Source organism: Actinomadura bangladeshensis (assembly GCF_004348335.1).
In the GTDB taxonomy this organism is placed as follows: Bacteria; Actinomycetota; Actinomycetes; order Streptosporangiales; family Streptosporangiaceae; genus Spirillospora; species Spirillospora bangladeshensis.
Window position 1 is genome coordinate 1 of record NZ_SMJW01000021.1, and the last position, 17,618, is coordinate 17,618.

General features: G+C 74.0%; 18 protein-coding genes and 1 pseudogene. 10 read left to right on the forward strand and 9 right to left on the reverse strand.

Translation table 11 applies throughout. The features are described 5' to 3' along the window. From E1284_RS06630 to E1284_RS06650, 5 genes and pseudogenes are all read right to left on the reverse strand, one after another. Positions 1-635: pseudogene (locus E1284_RS06630) on the reverse strand (bifunctional 3'-5' exonuclease/DNA polymerase); the annotation flags it as partial. Between the two features lie 134 nt (positions 636-769). Beyond that, complete coding sequence (locus E1284_RS06635) at positions 770-1,267, reverse strand: DUF4234 domain-containing protein (RefSeq protein ID WP_131938100.1); 498 nt, start codon at positions 1,265-1,267, stop codon at positions 770-772. Between the two features lie 160 nt (positions 1,268-1,427). Further along, the gene (locus E1284_RS06640) at positions 1,428-2,948 is read right to left on the reverse strand and encodes a metallophosphoesterase family protein (RefSeq protein WP_131938101.1); all 1,521 of its coding nucleotides are present in this window, start codon (positions 2,946-2,948) and stop codon (positions 1,428-1,430) included. Between the two features lie 317 nt (positions 2,949-3,265). Then, the gene (locus E1284_RS06645; RefSeq protein WP_131938102.1) at positions 3,266-4,147 is read right to left on the reverse strand and encodes a diacylglycerol/lipid kinase family protein; all 882 of its coding nucleotides are present in this window, start codon (positions 4,145-4,147) and stop codon (positions 3,266-3,268) included. 5 nt (positions 4,148-4,152) lie between these two features. Next, positions 4,153-5,739, reverse strand: a complete 1,587-nt coding sequence (locus E1284_RS06650; protein ID WP_131938137.1) for an FAD-binding oxidoreductase — start codon at positions 5,737-5,739, stop codon at positions 4,153-4,155. Positions 5,740-5,803: 64 nt separating this feature from the next. Here E1284_RS06650 and E1284_RS06655 point away from each other — a divergent pair, with 64 nt between their 5' ends. The 4 genes from E1284_RS06655 to E1284_RS06670 all read left to right on the forward strand — a co-directional run bounded on the left by E1284_RS06655 (position 5,804) and on the right by E1284_RS06670 (position 9,529). After that, the gene (locus E1284_RS06655; protein WP_131938103.1) at positions 5,804-6,412 is read left to right on the forward strand and encodes a TetR/AcrR family transcriptional regulator; all 609 of its coding nucleotides are present in this window, start codon (positions 5,804-5,806) and stop codon (positions 6,410-6,412) included. 56 nt (positions 6,413-6,468) lie between these two features. Continuing rightward, positions 6,469-8,016 carry a glycerol-3-phosphate dehydrogenase/oxidase gene (locus E1284_RS06660; protein ID WP_131938104.1) on the forward strand — a complete coding sequence of 516 codons (1,548 nt, stop codon included), beginning with the start codon at positions 6,469-6,471 and terminating at the stop codon, positions 8,014-8,016. A 101-nt stretch (positions 8,017-8,117) separates the two neighbouring features. Further along, entirely contained in the window at positions 8,118-9,047 is a 930-nt protein-coding gene (locus E1284_RS06665) for a sucrase ferredoxin (RefSeq protein WP_341770376.1), read from the forward strand. Between the two features lie 185 nt (positions 9,048-9,232). Further along, positions 9,233-9,529, forward strand: coding sequence for a WhiB family transcriptional regulator (locus tag E1284_RS06670; RefSeq protein WP_021600082.1), 297 nt, complete (start codon positions 9,233-9,235; stop codon positions 9,527-9,529). A 242-nt stretch (positions 9,530-9,771) separates the two neighbouring features. Here the strand turns inward: E1284_RS06670 and E1284_RS06675 are convergent, their stop codons facing one another. Genes E1284_RS06675 through E1284_RS06685 form a run of 3 tightly spaced genes read right to left on the reverse strand, consistent with a single transcriptional unit; the run spans position 9,772 to position 12,599 of the window. Then, complete coding sequence (locus E1284_RS06675) at positions 9,772-10,473, reverse strand: phosphoribosyltransferase (protein WP_131938105.1); 702 nt, start codon at positions 10,471-10,473, stop codon at positions 9,772-9,774. A gap of 35 nt (positions 10,474-10,508) precedes the next feature. Beyond that, the gene (locus E1284_RS06680; protein WP_131938106.1) at positions 10,509-11,507 is read right to left on the reverse strand and encodes a phosphotriesterase family protein; all 999 of its coding nucleotides are present in this window, start codon (positions 11,505-11,507) and stop codon (positions 10,509-10,511) included. A 27-nt stretch (positions 11,508-11,534) separates the two neighbouring features. Beyond that, positions 11,535-12,599, reverse strand: a complete 1,065-nt coding sequence (locus E1284_RS06685) for a YihY/virulence factor BrkB family protein (protein WP_243714301.1) — start codon at positions 12,597-12,599, stop codon at positions 11,535-11,537. Between the two features lie 220 nt (positions 12,600-12,819). On the opposite strand from E1284_RS06685, the gene E1284_RS41255 reads away from it, so the two are divergent. The 6 genes from E1284_RS41255 to E1284_RS06710 all read left to right on the forward strand — a co-directional run bounded on the left by E1284_RS41255 (position 12,820) and on the right by E1284_RS06710 (position 16,893). Then, the gene (locus tag E1284_RS41255; protein WP_165965152.1) at positions 12,820-12,987 is read left to right on the forward strand and encodes a hypothetical protein; all 168 of its coding nucleotides are present in this window, start codon (positions 12,820-12,822) and stop codon (positions 12,985-12,987) included. Between the two features lie 274 nt (positions 12,988-13,261). Beyond that, positions 13,262-14,929: a nitrite/sulfite reductase gene (locus E1284_RS06690; RefSeq protein WP_207923602.1), complete on the forward strand. Its 1,668-nt coding sequence runs from the start codon at positions 13,262-13,264 to the stop codon at positions 14,927-14,929. A gap of 16 nt (positions 14,930-14,945) precedes the next feature. After that, a complete protein-coding gene (locus tag E1284_RS06695; RefSeq protein ID WP_131938109.1) occupies positions 14,946-15,113 on the forward strand; it encodes an Insertion element protein in 168 nt (55 codons plus the stop codon). Continuing rightward, positions 15,110-15,820, forward strand: coding sequence for a phosphoadenylyl-sulfate reductase (locus tag E1284_RS06700; protein ID WP_131938110.1), 711 nt, complete (start codon positions 15,110-15,112; stop codon positions 15,818-15,820). Before E1284_RS06695 ends, E1284_RS06700 begins: the two co-directional genes overlap by 4 nt. A gap of 11 nt (positions 15,821-15,831) precedes the next feature. Continuing rightward, positions 15,832-16,566: a sirohydrochlorin chelatase gene (locus E1284_RS06705; RefSeq protein WP_131938139.1), complete on the forward strand. Its 735-nt coding sequence runs from the start codon at positions 15,832-15,834 to the stop codon at positions 16,564-16,566. A gap of 111 nt (positions 16,567-16,677) precedes the next feature. Then, a complete protein-coding gene (locus E1284_RS06710; protein WP_131938111.1) occupies positions 16,678-16,893 on the forward strand; it encodes a hypothetical protein in 216 nt (71 codons plus the stop codon). Between the two features lie 2 nt (positions 16,894-16,895). Here the strand turns inward: E1284_RS06710 and E1284_RS06715 are convergent, their stop codons facing one another. Beyond that, positions 16,896-17,597: a DUF1707 domain-containing protein gene (locus E1284_RS06715; RefSeq protein ID WP_131938112.1), complete on the reverse strand. Its 702-nt coding sequence runs from the start codon at positions 17,595-17,597 to the stop codon at positions 16,896-16,898. Positions 17,598-17,618 lie beyond the last annotated feature (21 nt).

The window sequence follows — 17,618 nt, forward strand, 5'->3', positions numbered from 1 at the left end:
CGGTCGGCCAGATCCTGCAGCTTGCGGGGGCGGAGGCCGCCGGTGGGGCGCGGGCCGAGCAGTTCGGTGAGCAGCGCGTCGTGCTCCCGCGCCGACCAGGGCAGCCCGTCGTGCCCCATCTCGGCGGCGACCAGCGCGCCCGCCGACTCGGCCGCGGCGAGCAGCGCGAAGCCGTTCAGCCCGGCGACGGCCCGCTGCTGGGCGGCGTGCACCGCGACGACCTGCGCGATGTCGTCGGCGGGCTCGGCGCGTCCGGTGCCGTCGTCGAACAGCGGCGCCTGGGCGGGCTCGTCCTCGGGCGGCGGGCGGTCGGGCGGCACCGGTTCGCCGCGCAGCCGCGCCCAGGCCGCGCGCACCGAGCGGGGCTCCCCGTACCGTCCGGCGTGGCCGAGCAGCAGGCTCTCCACGAGTTCGAGGTCGTGGCAGCGGGCCACCCGGACGCCCGCGCCGAGCAGCCGCGGGTAGAGCCGCGCGGTGGACGGCCACACCCAGCGCGGCGCGGCGGCGCGCTCCTGCTCGGCGATCGCGGCGACCAGGTCGCGGACGGGGCGCGCGGGGGCGGCGGGCGCGCCGTCCTCGGCGAGCGTCCGCAGCACTCCCCCGCCGCCGGGCCCGGCGGCCACCGCGATCCTCACCCGTCCATTCTGGCGGTGCCCGCCGACAGAACCCCCGGCACGCCGGAACCCCTCCGCGGCGGGTGATCCGCGAAGGGGTTCCGGCGTGATCTCTCAGCGGGGGCCAGGGCCGTAGCCCCGATGCGATCGGTGGATCAGGCGACCAGCGAGACCTGCTGGCCGGCCGGGGTGTCGCCGTAGCGGTCGACGACCTTGTTCAGCTGGATCTGGTAGTACAGCACGCCGAAGCCGAAGATGCCGAGCAAGAAGCCGATGCCGCCGCTGCAGCTCGGCTGGAGGCCGGCGGCGCGCTGGGCCTGGGCGATGCGGCCGCCGAGCTTGACGTACATGACCAGGGGCCAGATGCCGAGCGTGATGGCGCCGAACAGCATGGACAGCAGCGCGTTCGTGGCGGCGTTGTCGATGCGGCGGTCGTACTGGTGCAGCTCGTCGTGGACCTTGAAGAACCAGACGAGCCCGTAGATGCCGAAGGTGATGAGGGGGAGGCCGAGCCAGGCTCCGACCGGGTTGCGTCGCTTCATGTTGTGGCCCGCGCCGACGGCGGCGGGGGCGCCCTGCTGTGCAGGGGCGGGGACGTTGCCGCCCTGGTAAGGCTGCTGGGCTTGGCCCTGACCCTGCTGGGGGTAACTCATCGAGTCTCGCTCTTCCTGTGGGACGCGGTCGTTTTCCGGCCGACCGTCCGTAACCGTTCACCCGTGGGTTTGAGGCATGACTGTAACGGCATGCGGCCACGTCGAGCGCACAAAACGCCGATTGTGGACACTTTTCCGACATGTTCGCCGGGCCGACGGGTTACCGCAGCGGGATCGTCACCTCGTCCTCGCACGGCGGCGCCGCCTCGTGGTCGCCGCAGCCGGTCGCGGCGTAGCAGCGGATCCGGAGCCGCTCCTCCGTCACGTCCAGGCGCAGGAAGCTCTTGAAGAACGGCGGCCTGTCCCAGTCGGCCAGCTCCGAGCGGAAGCGCTGCGGGAGCCGGCGCACCGGCAGCCGCAGGAACCGGGGGCGGCGGCGGCCGTCGCGCGGGACGCCGAGGACGGAGGCGACGAAGCGCGCGCGGCGGGACGGCCGGTCGTGCCCGGCCGCCCTGTAGCCGCGCCCCGGCCGGATGCCCAGCCGGTACCGGACGGCCGCGGTGGCCTCCTCCGGAGTCAGCTCGAACAGCCTCGGCAGCCGCAGCCAGCGCCCGTACAGCTTGCTGTAGCGGGACAGGGAGTCGCCGCGCAGCGGGTAGCAGCGGAACTCGTTCTCCTCCACCACGTGCGTCCGGGGGATCGTGTGCGTCGCGTGCATGAACGCGCCGCCGCCGCCCGAGACGACGTACTGGATCGTCCGGCCGTCGTCCGTCCGCACCGGGTAGCGCTGGTAGTTGTGGATGTCGCCGCCGATCGCGGCCACGTAGTGGTGGGCCGGGTCGCGGACGATCTCGTCGACCGTCCCGCCGCCCTCGATCGGCCCCGGCCGGTGGTCGTCGTCCACGTACAGGGGCTTTCCGGTCACCAGCAGCTTGGGTTTGGGGCCACCGGACACCGCGCGCAGCCACCGGCCCTGGTCGCGGTCGAGGCCCCCGGTGATCCCGGTGTCGATGCCGATGATCCGCAGCGACGGCGTGTCGATCGCCCAGTACGGCCCCGGCTGGACGGCCTGCTGCCCGGGCGCGCCGCGGAACGTGCGGCGGGCCTCGGCGAGGACCTCCGGGTCGATCGTGCCGGAGTGGCGCCACAGCAGCCGCGGCAGGAACGCGAGCGGGCCCCGCCAGGGCGGCGGCGAGCAGTCGGCGTCCAGGGCGCAGAACACGTGCAGGAAGCCGCGCAGCCCGTCGTACCAGTCGTGGTTGCCGGGGACGGCGTAGATGGGCGCCGGGTAGTCCTTGTAGGGGCGGAAGAACTTCTCCGGGTACTGGCTCCCGTCCCCCGTCGGGTAGATCACGTCGCTGGCGACGATCATGAAGTCGGTGCCGGCGGCGGCGTGCAGCAGCGGCGGCACCACCGCGTACTGCGACCGGTCGCCCTCGCCGGTATCGCCGAGCAGCGCGAACGAGAACTCCGGCGACGAGCGGTGCACGGTGAACGCGGCCGGGGTGCCGCGCTCGCGCAGCGCGGCGACGCAGCGCCGCCGGATCGCGTCGGACGGGTCGCCGAACAGCCGCGCGATCACGTCGTTGCGGGACCGCCACAGCACCGACGGGCGCCGCCACGAGAAGTCGGGGACGCGGGCCGGCAGCAGCTCGTTGAACGTGCCGGGGCTCCCGCAGCTCCAGCCCGCGCCCTCCTCGGACGTGCGCGAGTTGTCGGGCGCGGGTGAAACCTCGGACACGGAAAGCCTCCGGCTGGGGTGAGGGAATCCTCACAGACTGTCCGGAGGCGATCTCCGCGTCAAGCCGGGCACGGGACCCGGTCACGGGCCCGTGGAGAGGTGCGCGTGGTGGACGCCGGCGCCACCCCCAAGGACGCCGGCGCCACCACGTCCGGGGCGGCCGCGGGCATCATGAGTCCCCCCAGAACGGCGAGCGTGCAGTCGCCTCTCATGATGCCTCCGCAGACGGCCCCAAGGTCCCGAAAGCGGGACGTAATTGACGCTATATGGAGGGCCGTAATGGTGGCGTAAACCGCCCCAAACGGCGGGCCAAAACCTCAGGGGGCGAGCACCCGCAGCGCGCCCGGCATGATCTTCGCCGTGACCGGCAGGACGCCGGGCAGCTCGCCGTCGGCCCCGTACGGGAGCGTCCGGCCGGGCGGCCCGGCCAGCTCGATCCGCACCTCCCGGCCGCGCACGACCTCCACCTCGGGGCGCCGGACGTGCGACCCGTCCGCCAGCTCGCGCATCACGGCGAAGAACAGCGTCCGCGGCGCCTTGCGGATGACGATGACGTCGAGCAGGCCGTCGTCCACGCGCGCGTCCGGGGCGATGTGCTTGCCGAACCCGTAGTAGCCGGAGTTCGCCGCGACGACGGTGTAGCCCTCCCATCGATGCCGCTCGCCGTCCACGGTGATCACGTAGTCGGCGTGCCGCCAGGAGACGACCGCCCGCAACGCGCCCACATAGTAGGCGGCGGAGCCGCGCAGCAGCCGCGTCCTGTTGGCGTTGTCGTTGGCGATCGCGTCGATGCCGGCGTAGACGCTGCCGAGCACGGGCGTCCCGTTGGCCTCGATGGCGTCCACCGCGCGCGGCTCCCCTTCGAGCAGCAGCGGGGCGAGCTCCGCCGGGTCGGAGGGGACGCCGAGCTGCCGCGCGAAGTCGTTGCCGCGCCCGGCCGGGACGATGCCGAAGACGGCGCCGGTCCCCGCGAGGACGCCGCCCACGCAGCCGACCATGCCGTCGCCGCCGACGCCGAGCACGACGCGCCCCGCCTCCGCCGCGGCGCGGGCCACCCCGGCGGCGTGCTCCATGCTGCGGCTGTACTCGACGTCGAGCTCGGCGCCCGCCTCGCGCAGCAGCCGCCCGAGCGGCATCAGGCCGGCGGCGGACGCGGAACCGCCCGCCGCCGGGTTGACGATCGCGGTGAACGCGCGCATGGCGGCTACTCCTCCGGGGCCGGCGGGACGAGGACGCCCGGGTTGAGGATCCCGGCCGGATCCACCCGGTCCTTGATCGCGCGAAGCACGGCGGCGCCCAGCGGCCCGATCTCCCTTGCATACCAGTCGCGGTGGTCGGTGCCGACGCCGTGGTGGTGGCTGATGGTCCCGCCGGTCCCGGTGATCGCGTCGTTGGCCGCGCGCTTCGCGTGCGCCCAGTGCTCGACCGGGTCCTCGCCCTGCGCCGACACGACGGTGAAGTACAGGGACGCGCCGGTCTCGTAGACGTGCGAGATGTGGCACATGACCAGCGGCGGCGTCCCCGCCCCGGAGAGCGTCCCGATCAGCGCGTGCCGCACGGCCTCGTACAGCTTCGGGACGTCCGACCAGAACCCGGCGGTCTCCAGCGTCTCGACGAACGCGCCGGCGTCCAGCAGGGAGTCGCGCAGGTAGGGGGCGCTGAAGCGGCCGTGCTCCCACTTCTCGCCCGGCGCGGTGCCGAGCGGCTCGCCGCCGGCGGCGCCGAGCACGTCCGCCGCCCCGGCCCGGCGGGCGGCCACGTCGTCCGGCGCGCCCTCGAACCCGACCACGGCCAGGCATCCGGCCGACGTCCCCTGGCCGATGGCCGACGGGTCGGCCAGGCCGACCATGGTCTCGGTCTCGTCCGACAGCCGCAGCACCGTGGGGAGCGGGCCGTCCTGGGCGAGCCGGCGGAGCGCGGCGGCGCCCGCGTCGAACGAGGCGAACCGCCAGCCCTCGTACTCCCGCGCCTCCGGAACGGGCCGGATCCGCACGGTGACCGACGTGATCACGCCGAACGCGCCCTCCGAGCCGAGGACGAGCTGCCGCAGATCGGGCCCCGCGGCGGACTTCGGCGCGCGGCCGACCTCCAGCGCCCCCGTCGGGGTCGCCACGGTGAGGCCGACGACCATGTCGTCGAACCGCCCGTACCCGGCGGAGGCCTGCCCGCTGGACCGCGCGGCGGCGAACCCGCCGATCGACGCCCACTCGAACGACTGCGGGAAGTGCCCGAGGGTGAAGCCGCGCTCGGCGAGCAGCGCCTCCGCCGCCGGCGCGCGCAGGCCCGGCTGCAGGACGGCGGTCCGGGAGACCTCGTCGACCGAGACGAGGCGGTCCATGCGCCGCAGGTCGAGGGCGACGAAGGCGTCCACGCCCTCCGGGGCGAGGCCGCCGACCACCGACGTGCCGCCGCCGAACGGCACCACCGCGATCCGCTTGGCGGCGCACACCTCCAGCACCGCGAGGACCTCGTGGTGCGAGCCGGGGAGCACCACCGCGTCCGGCGCGTCGGAGGTCTCGCCCGCGCGGGCGCGCAGCAGGTCGGGCGTCGACTTGCCGCGCATGTGCCGGATCCGCGACTCCGCGTCGGCGCGGACGTTCCCGTCCCCGACGATCGCGGCGAGCGCGGTCAGATCCTCGCCCGGGAGCCGGGGCGCGGCGACCTTCACCGCCGCCAGTTCCACCGGCGGCGCCGCGGCGGGCCGCACCCCGAGCAGGTCGCGCAGCAGCCCGGCCGTCGGCCCGGGCAGCGGCTCGGCCCGGGCCGGGTCCCCCCAGCCGCTCCACAGCATGTCCCGCGTCTCCACGCCGCCTCCCTCTCCGCCCGTCCCATCGCTTGGGCTTACACTGTGACACATGACGTCGAATCGTCACAACAGGGCGGCGGCGCGGACCGCCGACGACACCGTGCTCGACGCGGCGCGCGACTGCGTGCTGGCCGTCGGGGTGCGCCGGACGACGCTGACCGACATCGCCCGCCGCGCGGGCGTCTCCCGGATGACGCTGTACCGCCGCTGGCCGGACGTCCGCACGATCGTCGCGGACCTGATGACCCGCGAGTGGACCGGCATCGGCGCCGCGCTGCAGCCGCCCGACGACGGCCGCCCCGTCCGGCCCCGGATGGTGGACGGCCTGGTCGCCGGCGTCCGCACGTTCCGCGACCACCCCCTGCTGCGCAAGATCATCGAAGTGGACCCGGAGCTGCTGCTCCCCTACGTCCTGGACCGCTGCGGCGCCAGCCAGCTGGCGTTCCTGGCGTGGTTCGAGGAGGGCGTCGCGGCCGGGCACGCCGACGGGACGATCCGCCCCGGCCATCCCGCCCGGCAGGCGCGGGCGCTGCTGCTGGTCGTCCAGTCCTACGCGCTGTCGGCGCCGACGATGATCGACGACGCCGACGCCGAGCTCGATTCCGACGCCTTCGACGCCGAGCTGCGCCACGTCCTCGACCGGATGCTCGCGCCCTGAGCCCGCCCGACCCATCGCCTCCGCCGGACGGCGGCGGCGCGTACGGAGGAACCCTGATGACCGGACCGGACCCGCGGACGTCGCTGAACGCGGCACGCCGCGAACGCGAGCTCGCCGCCCTGCCGGGCGAGGTGGTGGACGTGCTGGTCGTCGGCCTCGGCGCCACCGGGGCGGGCGCCGCGCTGGAGGCCGCGTCGCGGGGGCTGTCGGTCGCCGCGGTCGACGCGCACGACCTGGCGTTCGGCACCTCCCGGTGGAGCTCCAAACTGATCCACGGCGGGCTGCGCTACCTCGCGTCCGGGCAGGTGGACGTCGCGCACGAGAGCGCGGTCGAGCGGGGCGTGCTGATGCGCCGCACGGCGCCGCACCTGGTGCGCGCGCTCCCGTTCGTCCTGCCGCTGACCCCGCTGGTGTCGCGGGCGCAGGCGGCCGTCTCACGCGGCGGGATGCGCGCCGGTGACCTGCTCCGGCTCGCCGCGCGCACCCCGCGCTCGGTGCTGCCCGGCCCGCGCCGCCTGTCGGCGGTCGAGACGCTGCGGCTCGCGCCCGCGCTGCGCCCGCTCGGGCTGCGCGGCGGGCTGCTGTCCTGGGACGGGCAGCTCTGCGACGACGCGCGCCTGGTCACCGCGCTCGCCCGGACCGCCGCCGGGCACGGCGCCCGGATCCTCACCCGGTGCCGGGCGGTGGAGCTGACCGGCGACGGCGCCCTCGTCCGGGACGAGCTGACCGGCCGGGAGTTCACCGTCCGGGCGCGGGCGGTGCTGAACGCGGCCGGCGTCTGGGCGGGCGGCCTGGTGGACGGGGTGCGGCTGCGCCCGTCGCGGGGCACCCACCTGGTGCTGCGGGCGGAGACGCTGCGCGGGCTGTCCGCCGGCCTGCACGTGCCGATCCCGGGCGGCGGCGCCCGGTTCATGCTGGTCCTCCCCCAGGGCGACGGCCGCGTCTACGTGGGGCTGACCGACGAGCCGGCGGACGGGCCGATCCCGGACGTGCCCGAGCCGACCGAGGGCGAGATCGGGTTCCTGCTCGACGTGCTCGGCTCCGCCGTGGACGTCCCGGTGCGCCGCGCCGACGTGATCGGCGCCTACGCCGGCCTGCGCCCCCTCCTGGACGTGGGCAACGGCCGCGACACGGCCGACATCTCCCGCCGCCACGCGGTGCTGACCTCCCGGGACGGCGTCGTCACGATCGTCGGCGGCAAGCTCACCACCTACCGGCGGATGGCGCAGGACGCCGTGGACGCGGCCGTGCGCGCCCGCGGCCTCACCGCCGGGCCGAGCCGCACCGCCCGCCTCCCGCTCGTCGGAGCGGCTCCACGCGCCCGGCTGGACGCGCTGGACGCGCCGGCCCGCCTCGTCCACCGGTACGGGACCGAGGCACCGCTGCTGACCGCGCTGGGCGGCGACGACCCGGCCCTGCTGGAGCCGGTGCTGCCGAACCTGCCGGTGACCGGGGCGGAGCTGGCCTGGGCCGTGCGGCACGAGGGCGCCCTCGACGCGGGCGACCTCCTGGACCGCCGCACCCGGATCGGCCTGGTCGCCGCCGACCGGGAGGCCGCGCTGCCGGCCGCCGAGGCGCTGCTGCCCGACGCCGCCCTGCACTGAGCCGCGGCGGCGGGGGCACCGTCACTGAGACCTTTGTCACCCCTGCCGTCTCCCCCCACCTGGTTTGACGACGAGCCGTTAGGTTACCCTTACCTAATCGATTGAAGATCGACCGGGGGGACCATTTGACGCGCGGCAACGGCTGCGGGCACTGCCCTGGCAGCCACACGGGCGAGCGGCCGTGCCTGGCGAGCGCGACCACGAAGGCGCGCGCCTGGCTGCTCGTCGAGCACCCCGGCCCCTGGCCGGAGAACGTCACCGACCTGCCCGGCTCCGATCCGGTGGGCGGCACGGTGCGCGCCGCGAAGAGGGCCGGCGTCCGGCCGCAGCTGATCCGGCGGCCCGGGCGCCGCCGCGCCACCCCGCCGATCCAGGTCTACGCCGCGTTCTCGAGCGGCGGCGAGGTCTGGATGGAGGGGCGCGAGCTGGCCGACCCGGCGGAGCTGGCGTCGCTCGACCTGGCCGCGCTCGCCGCGGGCCGCTCGCCGGGGCTCGGCGGGCCGGTGGCCGAGCCGGTGCTGCTGGCCTGCACGCACGGCCGGCACAACGCCTGCTGCGCGCGCACGGGGGCCCCGCTGGCCCGCGCGCTCGCCGGACGTTTCGACCGCCTCATCTGGGAGACCACCCATGTAGGCGGCGACCGATTTGCGGCGAATTTGGTGTGTCTTCCCCACGGGCTCTACTACGGCGACCTCGGCGAGACCGAGGCCGTGCGGGCCGTGGACGCCTATCTGCGGGGCGAGGTCGCCCTCGACCGGTTCCGCGGCCGGGCCGGGACGCCCGAGCCGGCGCAGGCGGCCGAGCATTTCGTCCGGGCGCACACCGGGTTCCTCGGGGTGGACGAGGTGACCGTCGAATCGGTCACTGGGACATCGCGGTACGAAGCGGTCGTTGTCGCGCGGCAGAGCCGTTACCGGGTGACCCTGGAGGCCGTCCAGCAGGCCGATCCGTGCGGACCGGACTGCGGGGAGAACCTGCGAACCCATGTTGTTAGGGAACTCACCCTTCTCAACGAGGCGGCCCTCGTGTAATCTCCTTGAGGCCCCATTCGAGGGCCTCCGTGTCGCACGTCCCCAGGTTTCCGGAGTAACCGGACGGGGAACAGAGCGGCAACTCCAGACGTTGGAACATTCGGCGCTTCTGACTCATGTCACCCGAAGCACGTCGAGCGTCCATGTCCCGATTTTTGTTCGAAACCAATCAAGGTGGGTGTTCCATGGCTCAGGTACGTCGGCAGGCAAACCTCCCTCGTCCCAGCTGGGGCTGGCAGGACGCCGCGGCGTGCCGGGGGGAAGACCTCGTCCTCTTCTTCGGTCCCGACGGCGAGCGCCAGCCCGAGCGCGAGATCCGCGAGCGCAAGGCCAAGCAGATCTGCATGGGCTGCCCGGTCCGCACGGAGTGCCTGGACTACGCGGTGTCCAGGCCCGAGAAGTACGGCACGTGGGGCGGTCTGAACGAGGACGAGCGCGCGTCCGAGCGCCGTCGCCGGATGCGTCGCGCCAACGCCGCCTGACCGAGCGCGAAGGCCGCCGAAACGCTCCCATCGCAATCCCCGGCACGCCACCTGAAAAACGACACGGCCCCGCACCGCGGGGCCGTTTGCGTTGCCCCGGACCGGCCTCTCCCGGCCGGTCCGGGGCAACCCAGTCACATCTGCATCACGGGACGGTCACATCGGACCGCGACAATCGCGCGGAGCCTTTTACCGCAAAGGGCTCCGCGATGTGGCGCCTTTCACGAAATCCGGCGCCCTTTTCACGCGCCGGGGGCGCGTCCGGCCCGCTCCAGCCAGGCCGTCACGTCCTCGTCGGTGAGCTGGTCGAAGTCGCGGTACCACTGGCCGACGGCGCGGAACTCCCACGGCGCCGCCGGGACGACCGCGTCGTCCACCTCGGCCTCCAGCGCGCGGACGGTCTCCGCGGCGCCCACCGGCACCGCCAGCACCAGCCGGGACGGCCCGCGCTCGCGCATCGCCCGCACCGCCGCGCGGGCGGTGCCGCCGGTCGCGAGCCCGTCGTCCACCACGATCACCGGGCGCCCGGCGACCTCGGGCAGCCCGCGGCCGCCCCGGTAGGCCGCCACGCGGCGGTCCAGCTCGGCGCGCTCGGCCGCCACCGTGGCGGCCAGGTCGTCCTCGCGGAGCCCGAGCCGGGCCAGCAGCTCGCCGTCGAACACCGGGGAGCCGCCCTCGGCGATGGCCCCGACGCCGAGCTCGGGCTGCGGCGGGTACCCGATCTTGCGGGTCACCAGGACGTCGAGCGGGGAGCCGAGCCGCCGCGCGACCTCGTAGCCGACGGGGACGCCGCCGCGCGGCAGCGCGAGGACGGCCGCCCCTTCCAGCCCGAGAGGGACGAGGTGTTCGGCGAGCACGCGGCCCGCCTCGGCGCGGTCGGTGTAGGGGAGCCGGACGGTCTCCGCCCGCTGGAGGTCCTCCCGTGCGGATCTGTTCCGGGACATGGGGTGCACCCCCTTCCAAGGGCACCCCTACCCAGTCACGAACCGGTGAGCCACCTCAGCGGGTTGTCGTGCAGGATCGCGTCCAGAGTGGCGTCGTCGGCGCCCGCGGCCCGCAGCGCGGGCAGGAACGCCTCGAAGAGGTAGCCGAAGCCGGCGCCGCCGTAGCGGCCGATCTGCGCCATCCGGGAGACGCCGGTGCTCAGCAGCACCCGGTCGGCGTGCCCGGCCTCCAGCAGGTCCATCACGCAGCGGACGCGGCGGCCGACGGCGGCGTGGTCCTCGCCGGCGAGGCCGAGCGTGCCGAACGACACGTAGCCGCCCGTCTCGGCGATCTTGCGGTGCTGGCCGGGGTCGTCCACCCGGTCCTGCTGGCCGACCGCGACCCGGTCCGGGGACAGCCCGGCGGCGGTGAGGATCTCCAGCTGCGCGAGGCCCGCGCGGCCGTAGGTCGCCACGGACAGCCCGGAGTAGCGGGCGGCCCGCGCGGCCGCGCGCAGGCACAGCTCCTCGGCCTCGGACGGGGCCTCGCCCCAGGTGCCGATCTCGCCGATGACGCCGGGCAGGCAGTTGGTGCCGTCCATGCCGAAGCCGACCTCGGCGAGCAGCCGCTCCGCGAGCCGCTCGACGCCGGTCGTGCCGTCCGGGCCGGTCCCCGCCGGGCCTGCGGCGTCCAGGGCCTCGCGGACGAACGCCGGGTGGAACGGCTCGGTGAACACGCCCGTGCCTGCGACCACGGCCACCCGGGCGCCGGCGCTGATCCGGGCGAGCGCGGCGGCGTTGCGGCCCATGCCCGCGCACGTCAGGTCGACGACCAGGCCGAGGCCGTGCTCCTTGCGCAGCGCGGACAGCTCCCGCTGGACGCCCTTCTCCTCGTCCAGCCAGCGTCCGGGGTCGGACTCGACCAGCCGGGGGCGCGCCGGCCAGCGCAGGTCCATCTGCAGGTGCTCGTGGGAGAGCACCGGCCCGGTGATGTCCGACGTGGCGATCGTGCCGGTCACGGTCCGCAGCCGGCGAGTCTCCTCACTGGGGGTCATGACACGCGAGGTTACGACATGTTTAGCCTATTCAGAGCCGGATTCGGGTTTGTTTTTACCCGTGGTCCCCTGGTCGCGGGGCACCTGGGTGGCCTGCGCCTCCCGCACGGCGCGCGCACGGGCGGTGTCGCCGCTCGGCCACAGCCGGTCGATCTCGGCGTTCAGCGCGGCTCCGATCAGCACCGCGAGCGCCGCCACGTACAGCCAGGCGAGCACCGCGATCGCGGCCGCGAGCGACCCGTACACCGACACGCCGCTCAGCGACCCGGCCAGGTAGAGCCGCAGGCCGGCGCTGCCGAGGATCCAGATCAGCAGCGCCAGGACGGCGCCGGGCACCTCGCGCCACCAGGACGTCCGCACCGGGACGCTCATGTGGTAGAGCAGCGCGAGGAAGAGGATCGACAGGATCACCACGACCGGCCAGTACAAGAGTTCCACCGCCGGCGCGCTCTCCGGCAGCGCCTGCCGCACCAGCGCCGGCCCCGCCACCAGCATCGGGATGACGATCAGCATGACCAGCAGCCCGATGAGGTACAGCACGAACGCGCGCGTCCGGGTGCGGATCACACCGCGCACGCCGGACAGGCCGTAGGAGATCGTGATCGTGTCGACGTAGACGTTCGTGGCCCGCGACCCGGCCCACAGCGAGATCAGGAAGCTGACGGACACGATGTCGGGGCTGCCGCCGCGGATCACGTCGTCGATCAGCGGGACGACGACCGTGTCGACCGCGGGCCCGGTCAGCACGGTCCGCGCCTGCTCGATCACCCAGGAGCGGATCTCGGCCACGGTGCCGGCGCCGAACAGGCCGCGCAGGTGGCCCATCGTGCCGATCAGCCCGATCACGAGCGGCGGCAGCGACAGCAGCGCGAAGAACGCGGCCTCGGCCGCGAGGCCGGTCACCCGGTACCGGAACGCGCCGACCGCGGTGCCCTTGACCAGCATCCAGCAGAACCGGCCCGCGGTGCGCGCCGCCGACCGGGTGCGCGCGGACAGCCGGCCGCGCAGGTTCGGGCGGGGGGCGCGCGGCCCCCGTTCGGAGTCGGAGTCCCCGGCCGAGGGGACGCCCTCGGCGTCGGAGACGGTCGTCACACCGCCCCACCGTAGAGCGTTACGCGCCCGGAACATGCCGCATCGACCATTTCAGTGGTCCGCTCCGCGCGTCGCGTGCATATCGCCTCCCCCGCCCGGCCGTCCCGCCGCGGGCCCGCTGCCCCGTCCATCTCCCTGCCCATACCCGGTCAGACGGCACGGAACGTCATCCGGACCATGATCAACGAGTGCATCCGCCGCGATGGGGGACAATGGGGGCATGATCTGCCCGCCCTGCCGGGAGCGCCGCCACGAGGAGTGCCGCGGCGGGTCGTGGTGCGACTGCCAGCACCGGCCGCCGCCCGCGACCCCGCAGGAGCGGCGCCGCGCCGGGCGCCCGGCGGGCGCGGACGGCGAGCCCGGGGTGAACTGGCGGCGGCAGGGATGACGCATCTCACGTGTCCGTATCCCGGACGCAACTGGACATGCCGCGAGACCTCGTGTCAGAGTTCGAGTATGACTGCCGCGGACCCGTTGCTGGCCAAGCGCCGCCACGTGGATTTCCAGCGCGTCCGCAGCGCGATCTGTCGGTGACGCCCCGACCACGCCCCCTGCTCAGCGGGCGCGTGGTGCATCGGCGACACCTTTGACCTGATCCTGCTCAGCGTTGAGCCGGCCGTCCGAGACTGCCGGTGCGCTACGCGTCCCCTCACGCCCAACAGATGAGGACGCGCGCCGTGCCACCAGCGATCAAGCAAAAGAAGGGCGAGGGCCAGTGGGCCCTCGGCTACCGGGAACCCCTCAACGCCACCGAGGAGAACAAGAAGAACGACGACGGGCTGAACGTCCGCCGCCGCATCATCGACATCTATTCCAAGCAGGGCTTCGACTCGATCGACCCGTCCGACATGCGCGGCCGGTTCCGCTGGATGGGCCTGTACACCCAGCGGCGCCCGGGCATCGACGGCGGCAAGACCGGCGCGCTCACGGACGAGGAGCTCGAGGACCGCTACTTCATGATGCGGATCCGCATCGACGGCGGCCAGCTCAGCGGTCCGCAGCTGCGGACCATCGCCGACATCTCCACCAAGTACGCGCGCGGCACCGCCGACATCACCAACCGGCACAACATCCAGCTGCACTGGGTCGGCATCGAGGACGTCCCCGCGATCTGGGAGGCGCTCGCCGCCGTCGGGCTGCACACCACCGAGGCGTGCGGCGACGTGCCGCGCACGATCATCGGCTGTCCGCTGGCCGGGATCGCCGCCGACGAGGTGATCGACGCGACGCCGCAGCTCCGCGAGATCCACGACCGCTACATCGGCTCCCCCGAGTTCTCCAACCTGCCGCGCAAGTACAAGACGGCGCTGTCGGGCTGCACGTCGCACTGCACCGTCCACGAGATCAACGACATCGCGTTCGTCGGCGTGGTGAACGAGCAGGGCGAGACCGGCTACCAGCTGTTCGTCGGCGGTGGACTGTCCACCAACCCGATGTTCTCCCAGAGCCTCGGCGTGTTCGTGAAGCCCGAGCAGGCCCACGAGGTGTGGCACGGCGTCACCTCGATCTTCCGCGACTACGGGTACCGGCGGCTGCGCGGCCGCGCCCGGATGAAGTTCCTGGTCAAGGACTGGGGCACCGACAAGTTCCGCGAGGTGCTGGAGAAGGAGTACCTCGGGTACGCGCTGCCGGACGGCCCCGAGCCGGCCGCCCCGGACGTCCACCGCGACCACCTGGGCGTCCACCCGCAGAAGGGCGGGAACTTCTACGTCGGGTTCGCGCCCCGGGTGGGCCGGCTGAACGGCGAGCTGCTCGGCGTCATCGGCGAGCTGGCCGACCGCTACGGCTCGGGCCGCGTCCGCACCACGCTCGAGCAGAAGATGATCATCCTGGACGTGCCGGAGGAGAACACCGAGGCGCTCGTCGAGGCGCTCGCCGAGCACGACCTGCACGCCCGCCCGTCCACGTTCCGGCGGCACATGATGGCGTGCACCGGCATCGAGTACTGCAAGCTCGCGATCGTCGACACCAAGCAGCGCGCCATGGACCTGATGGACGAGCTGGAGAAGCGGCTCCCGGACTTCGAGCAGCCGCTGACCATCAACATCAACGGCTGCCCGAACTCCTGCGCCCGCGTCCAGGTCGCCGACATCGGACTCAAGGGCCAGCTGGTCGTGGACGAGAACGGCGACCAGGTGGAGGGCTTCCAGGTCCACCTGGGCGGGCGGCTCGGCCGGTCGTTCGGCAAGAAGGTCCGCGGGCTGAAGACCACCTCGTCCGGGCTGACCGACTACGTCGAGCGGGTCGTGCGCAGGTTCGACGAGCAGCGCGCCGAGGGCGAGACCTTCGCCGACTGGGCGAACCGCGCCGACGACGCCGACCTCAAGTGAGCAGGGCGGTCCTCGCATGAGCGAGCGCATGGCGCCGTTCTACTGCCCGTACTGCGGTGAGGAGAACCTGGAGCCACGTGAAGAGCACGGCTCCTGGTTCTGCCCCGACTGCCTCAGATCCTTCACGTTGAAGTTCCTCGGTGTCGGGACCCCCCGCACCGCGAGCAAGGAGATCCCTCGGTGACTCTTCTGGAGACCGACCGGCCGACCCTTGATCTGGAAGACATCGTCGATTCGGCCGCCGCCGCGCTGGAGGGCGCGCCCACGCTGGAGGTCATCCGGTGGGCCGTCGCCACGTTCGGCGACCGCATCTGCCTCACCTCGTCCATGTCGGACGCGGCGCTGATCCACCTGGTGTCGAAGGTGAAGCCCGGCATCGACGTCCTGTTCGTCGACACCGGCTACCACTTCGCCGAGACGATCGGCACCCGGGACGCGGTCGAGGCCGTGTACCCGGTGAACGTCGTCAACGTCACCCCGTCCCGGACGGTCGAGGAGCAGGAGGCCGCGCTCGGCCCCCGGCTGTTCGGCCGCAACCCCGACCTGTGCTGCCACCTCCGCAAGGTGGAGCCGCTCGGCCGCGCGCTGGAGGGCTACATGGCCTGGTTCAGTGGCATCCGCCGGGACGAGACCGCGAGCCGCCGCGACCGGAAGGTCGTCGAGTGGGACCGCAAGCGCGGCATGGTCAAGGTCAACCCGATCCTGGACTGGTCCCAGGAGGACATGGACAACTACATCGAGGACAACGGGGTGCTGGTCAACCCGCTGCACTACGACGGCTACCCGTCGATCGGCTGCGCGCCGTGCACCCGTCCGGTCGCGCCCGGCGAGGACCCGCGCAGCGGCCGGTGGGCCGGGATGGGCAAGACCGAGTGCGGTATCCACCTGTGAGCGCTCCCCCGATGGCCGCGGTCGCGCACGGGAGCAGGGACCCCCGCGCCGCCGCGACCGTCACCGCGCTGCTCGACGCCGTCCGGGCGCTCCGCCCGGACGTGCCCGTGCACGCCGCCTTCCTCGACCACGCCGCCCCGACCCCGGACCGGCTCCTGGACGGCCTGGCCCGGGACGGCCACGGCGCGGCGGTCGTGCTGCCGCTGCTGCTCACCGCCGCCTACCACAGCAAGACCGACCTCCCGGGCGCCCTGAACCGGGTGCGCGCCCGGCATCCCCGGCTGCGCCTGCGGACGGCGGACACGCTGGGGCCGCACCCGCTGCTCGTCCGGGCGCTGGAGCGCCGCCTGTCGGACGCGGGCGTCGAACCCGGCGACCCGGACACGGCGGTCGTCGTGGTGTCGGCGGGCTCCAGCGACGCGTCCGCCAACGCCACGATCGCCCGGCTCGCCCGCGAGTGGCGCCCGCGCGGCTGGCGGGACGTCGTCCCGGCGTACGCGTCGGCGACCGGCCCGAAGCCGGGCGAGGCCGTGGCGGCACTGCTGGAGGCGGGCGCCCCGCGGGTCGCGGTGGCGTCCTACTTCCTCGCGCCCGGCTACTTCACCGACAAGGTCCGCGACGAGGCCCTGGCCGCCGGCGCCGCCGCGGTGTCCCCGGCCCTCGGCGCGGCCCCGGAGGTGGCGCACCTGATCGTCCACCGCTACGAGCAGGCGTGCGCAACGCCCCGCACCGCCACCGCCGTCTAGCTCCGTTCACCTGCGGCGTGTTGTTGTTATGCGGTTGCGAATAAGAACAACACGCCGCAGCTCAACGAGAGCCGCCGATTCGCGTCCCGGCGGCCGGGTATGCGGGGTGCCATGAAGCGCGAGGATCTCGGGCATGAACCCGAGGAGACGCACGACCGCGAGTTCACACCGGTGAACAGGCGCTCCGACGCCCGCGGCCGCACGGTGTCGGACGGGGAGGAGACCAGTGGGACGGGCACGCCCGGTGTGCGGTACGAGCATCCCGACACGCTGCCGCCGGACGAGGCGGGCGTCGAGGAGGCCGAGCGGGGCGACGACAGCCGCTGAGGCTACTTGCCGTTCCTCCACCACTCGGCGATGGCGCGGCGGACGGGCGCGTGGTGCTCGTCGTCAACGATCTTGATGTCGCCCATCACGGCGGTCGCGGTGACCCGGACCACGGGCACGCGGGCGCCGGGGTGGGGGTCGCGGACGTTGACCTTCCGGTCGCCGAGGAAGTTGTGACCGGTCAGCTCGACGCTCACGCCGTCCGGGACGATGATCTTGACGTCGCCCATCACGGCGGTCGCGGAGATGCGGACCTCGCCGGTCGTGACCTGCGCGCCGCGCAGGTCGAGCACGACGTCGCCCATCACCGACACCGCCTCCAGCGGCCCGTCGATGCGGCCGACGATGCGCTCCTTGCAGTCGCCCATGACGGCACTGAACCGGCGCTTCACCTGGGCGGGCGCGGGGTTCGCACCGGGGGCGCCCAGGCCGGGCAGGTCGGCGGTGATGTGCTCGAGGTCGCCGCGGCTCACGGCCGCGTAGGCGGCCTCGGTGCGCTCGGTCAGCTCCTCGAAGGTGAGCCGTCCCTCGACCGAGGCGATCCGCAGCCGCTCGACCGCCGCCTCGCGCTCGGCGTCGGAGGCCCGGACGGCGCCGGGCGCGGTCCCGGCGTCGCGGGGTCCGGGGACCGGCCGCGCGTCCTGCCGCCGGGCCGGCGGGCTGCCGGGGCAGGGCCGCTCGGGCTGCGGGCTGGACTGACTCATACCTCGAAGGTATGCCCCCGC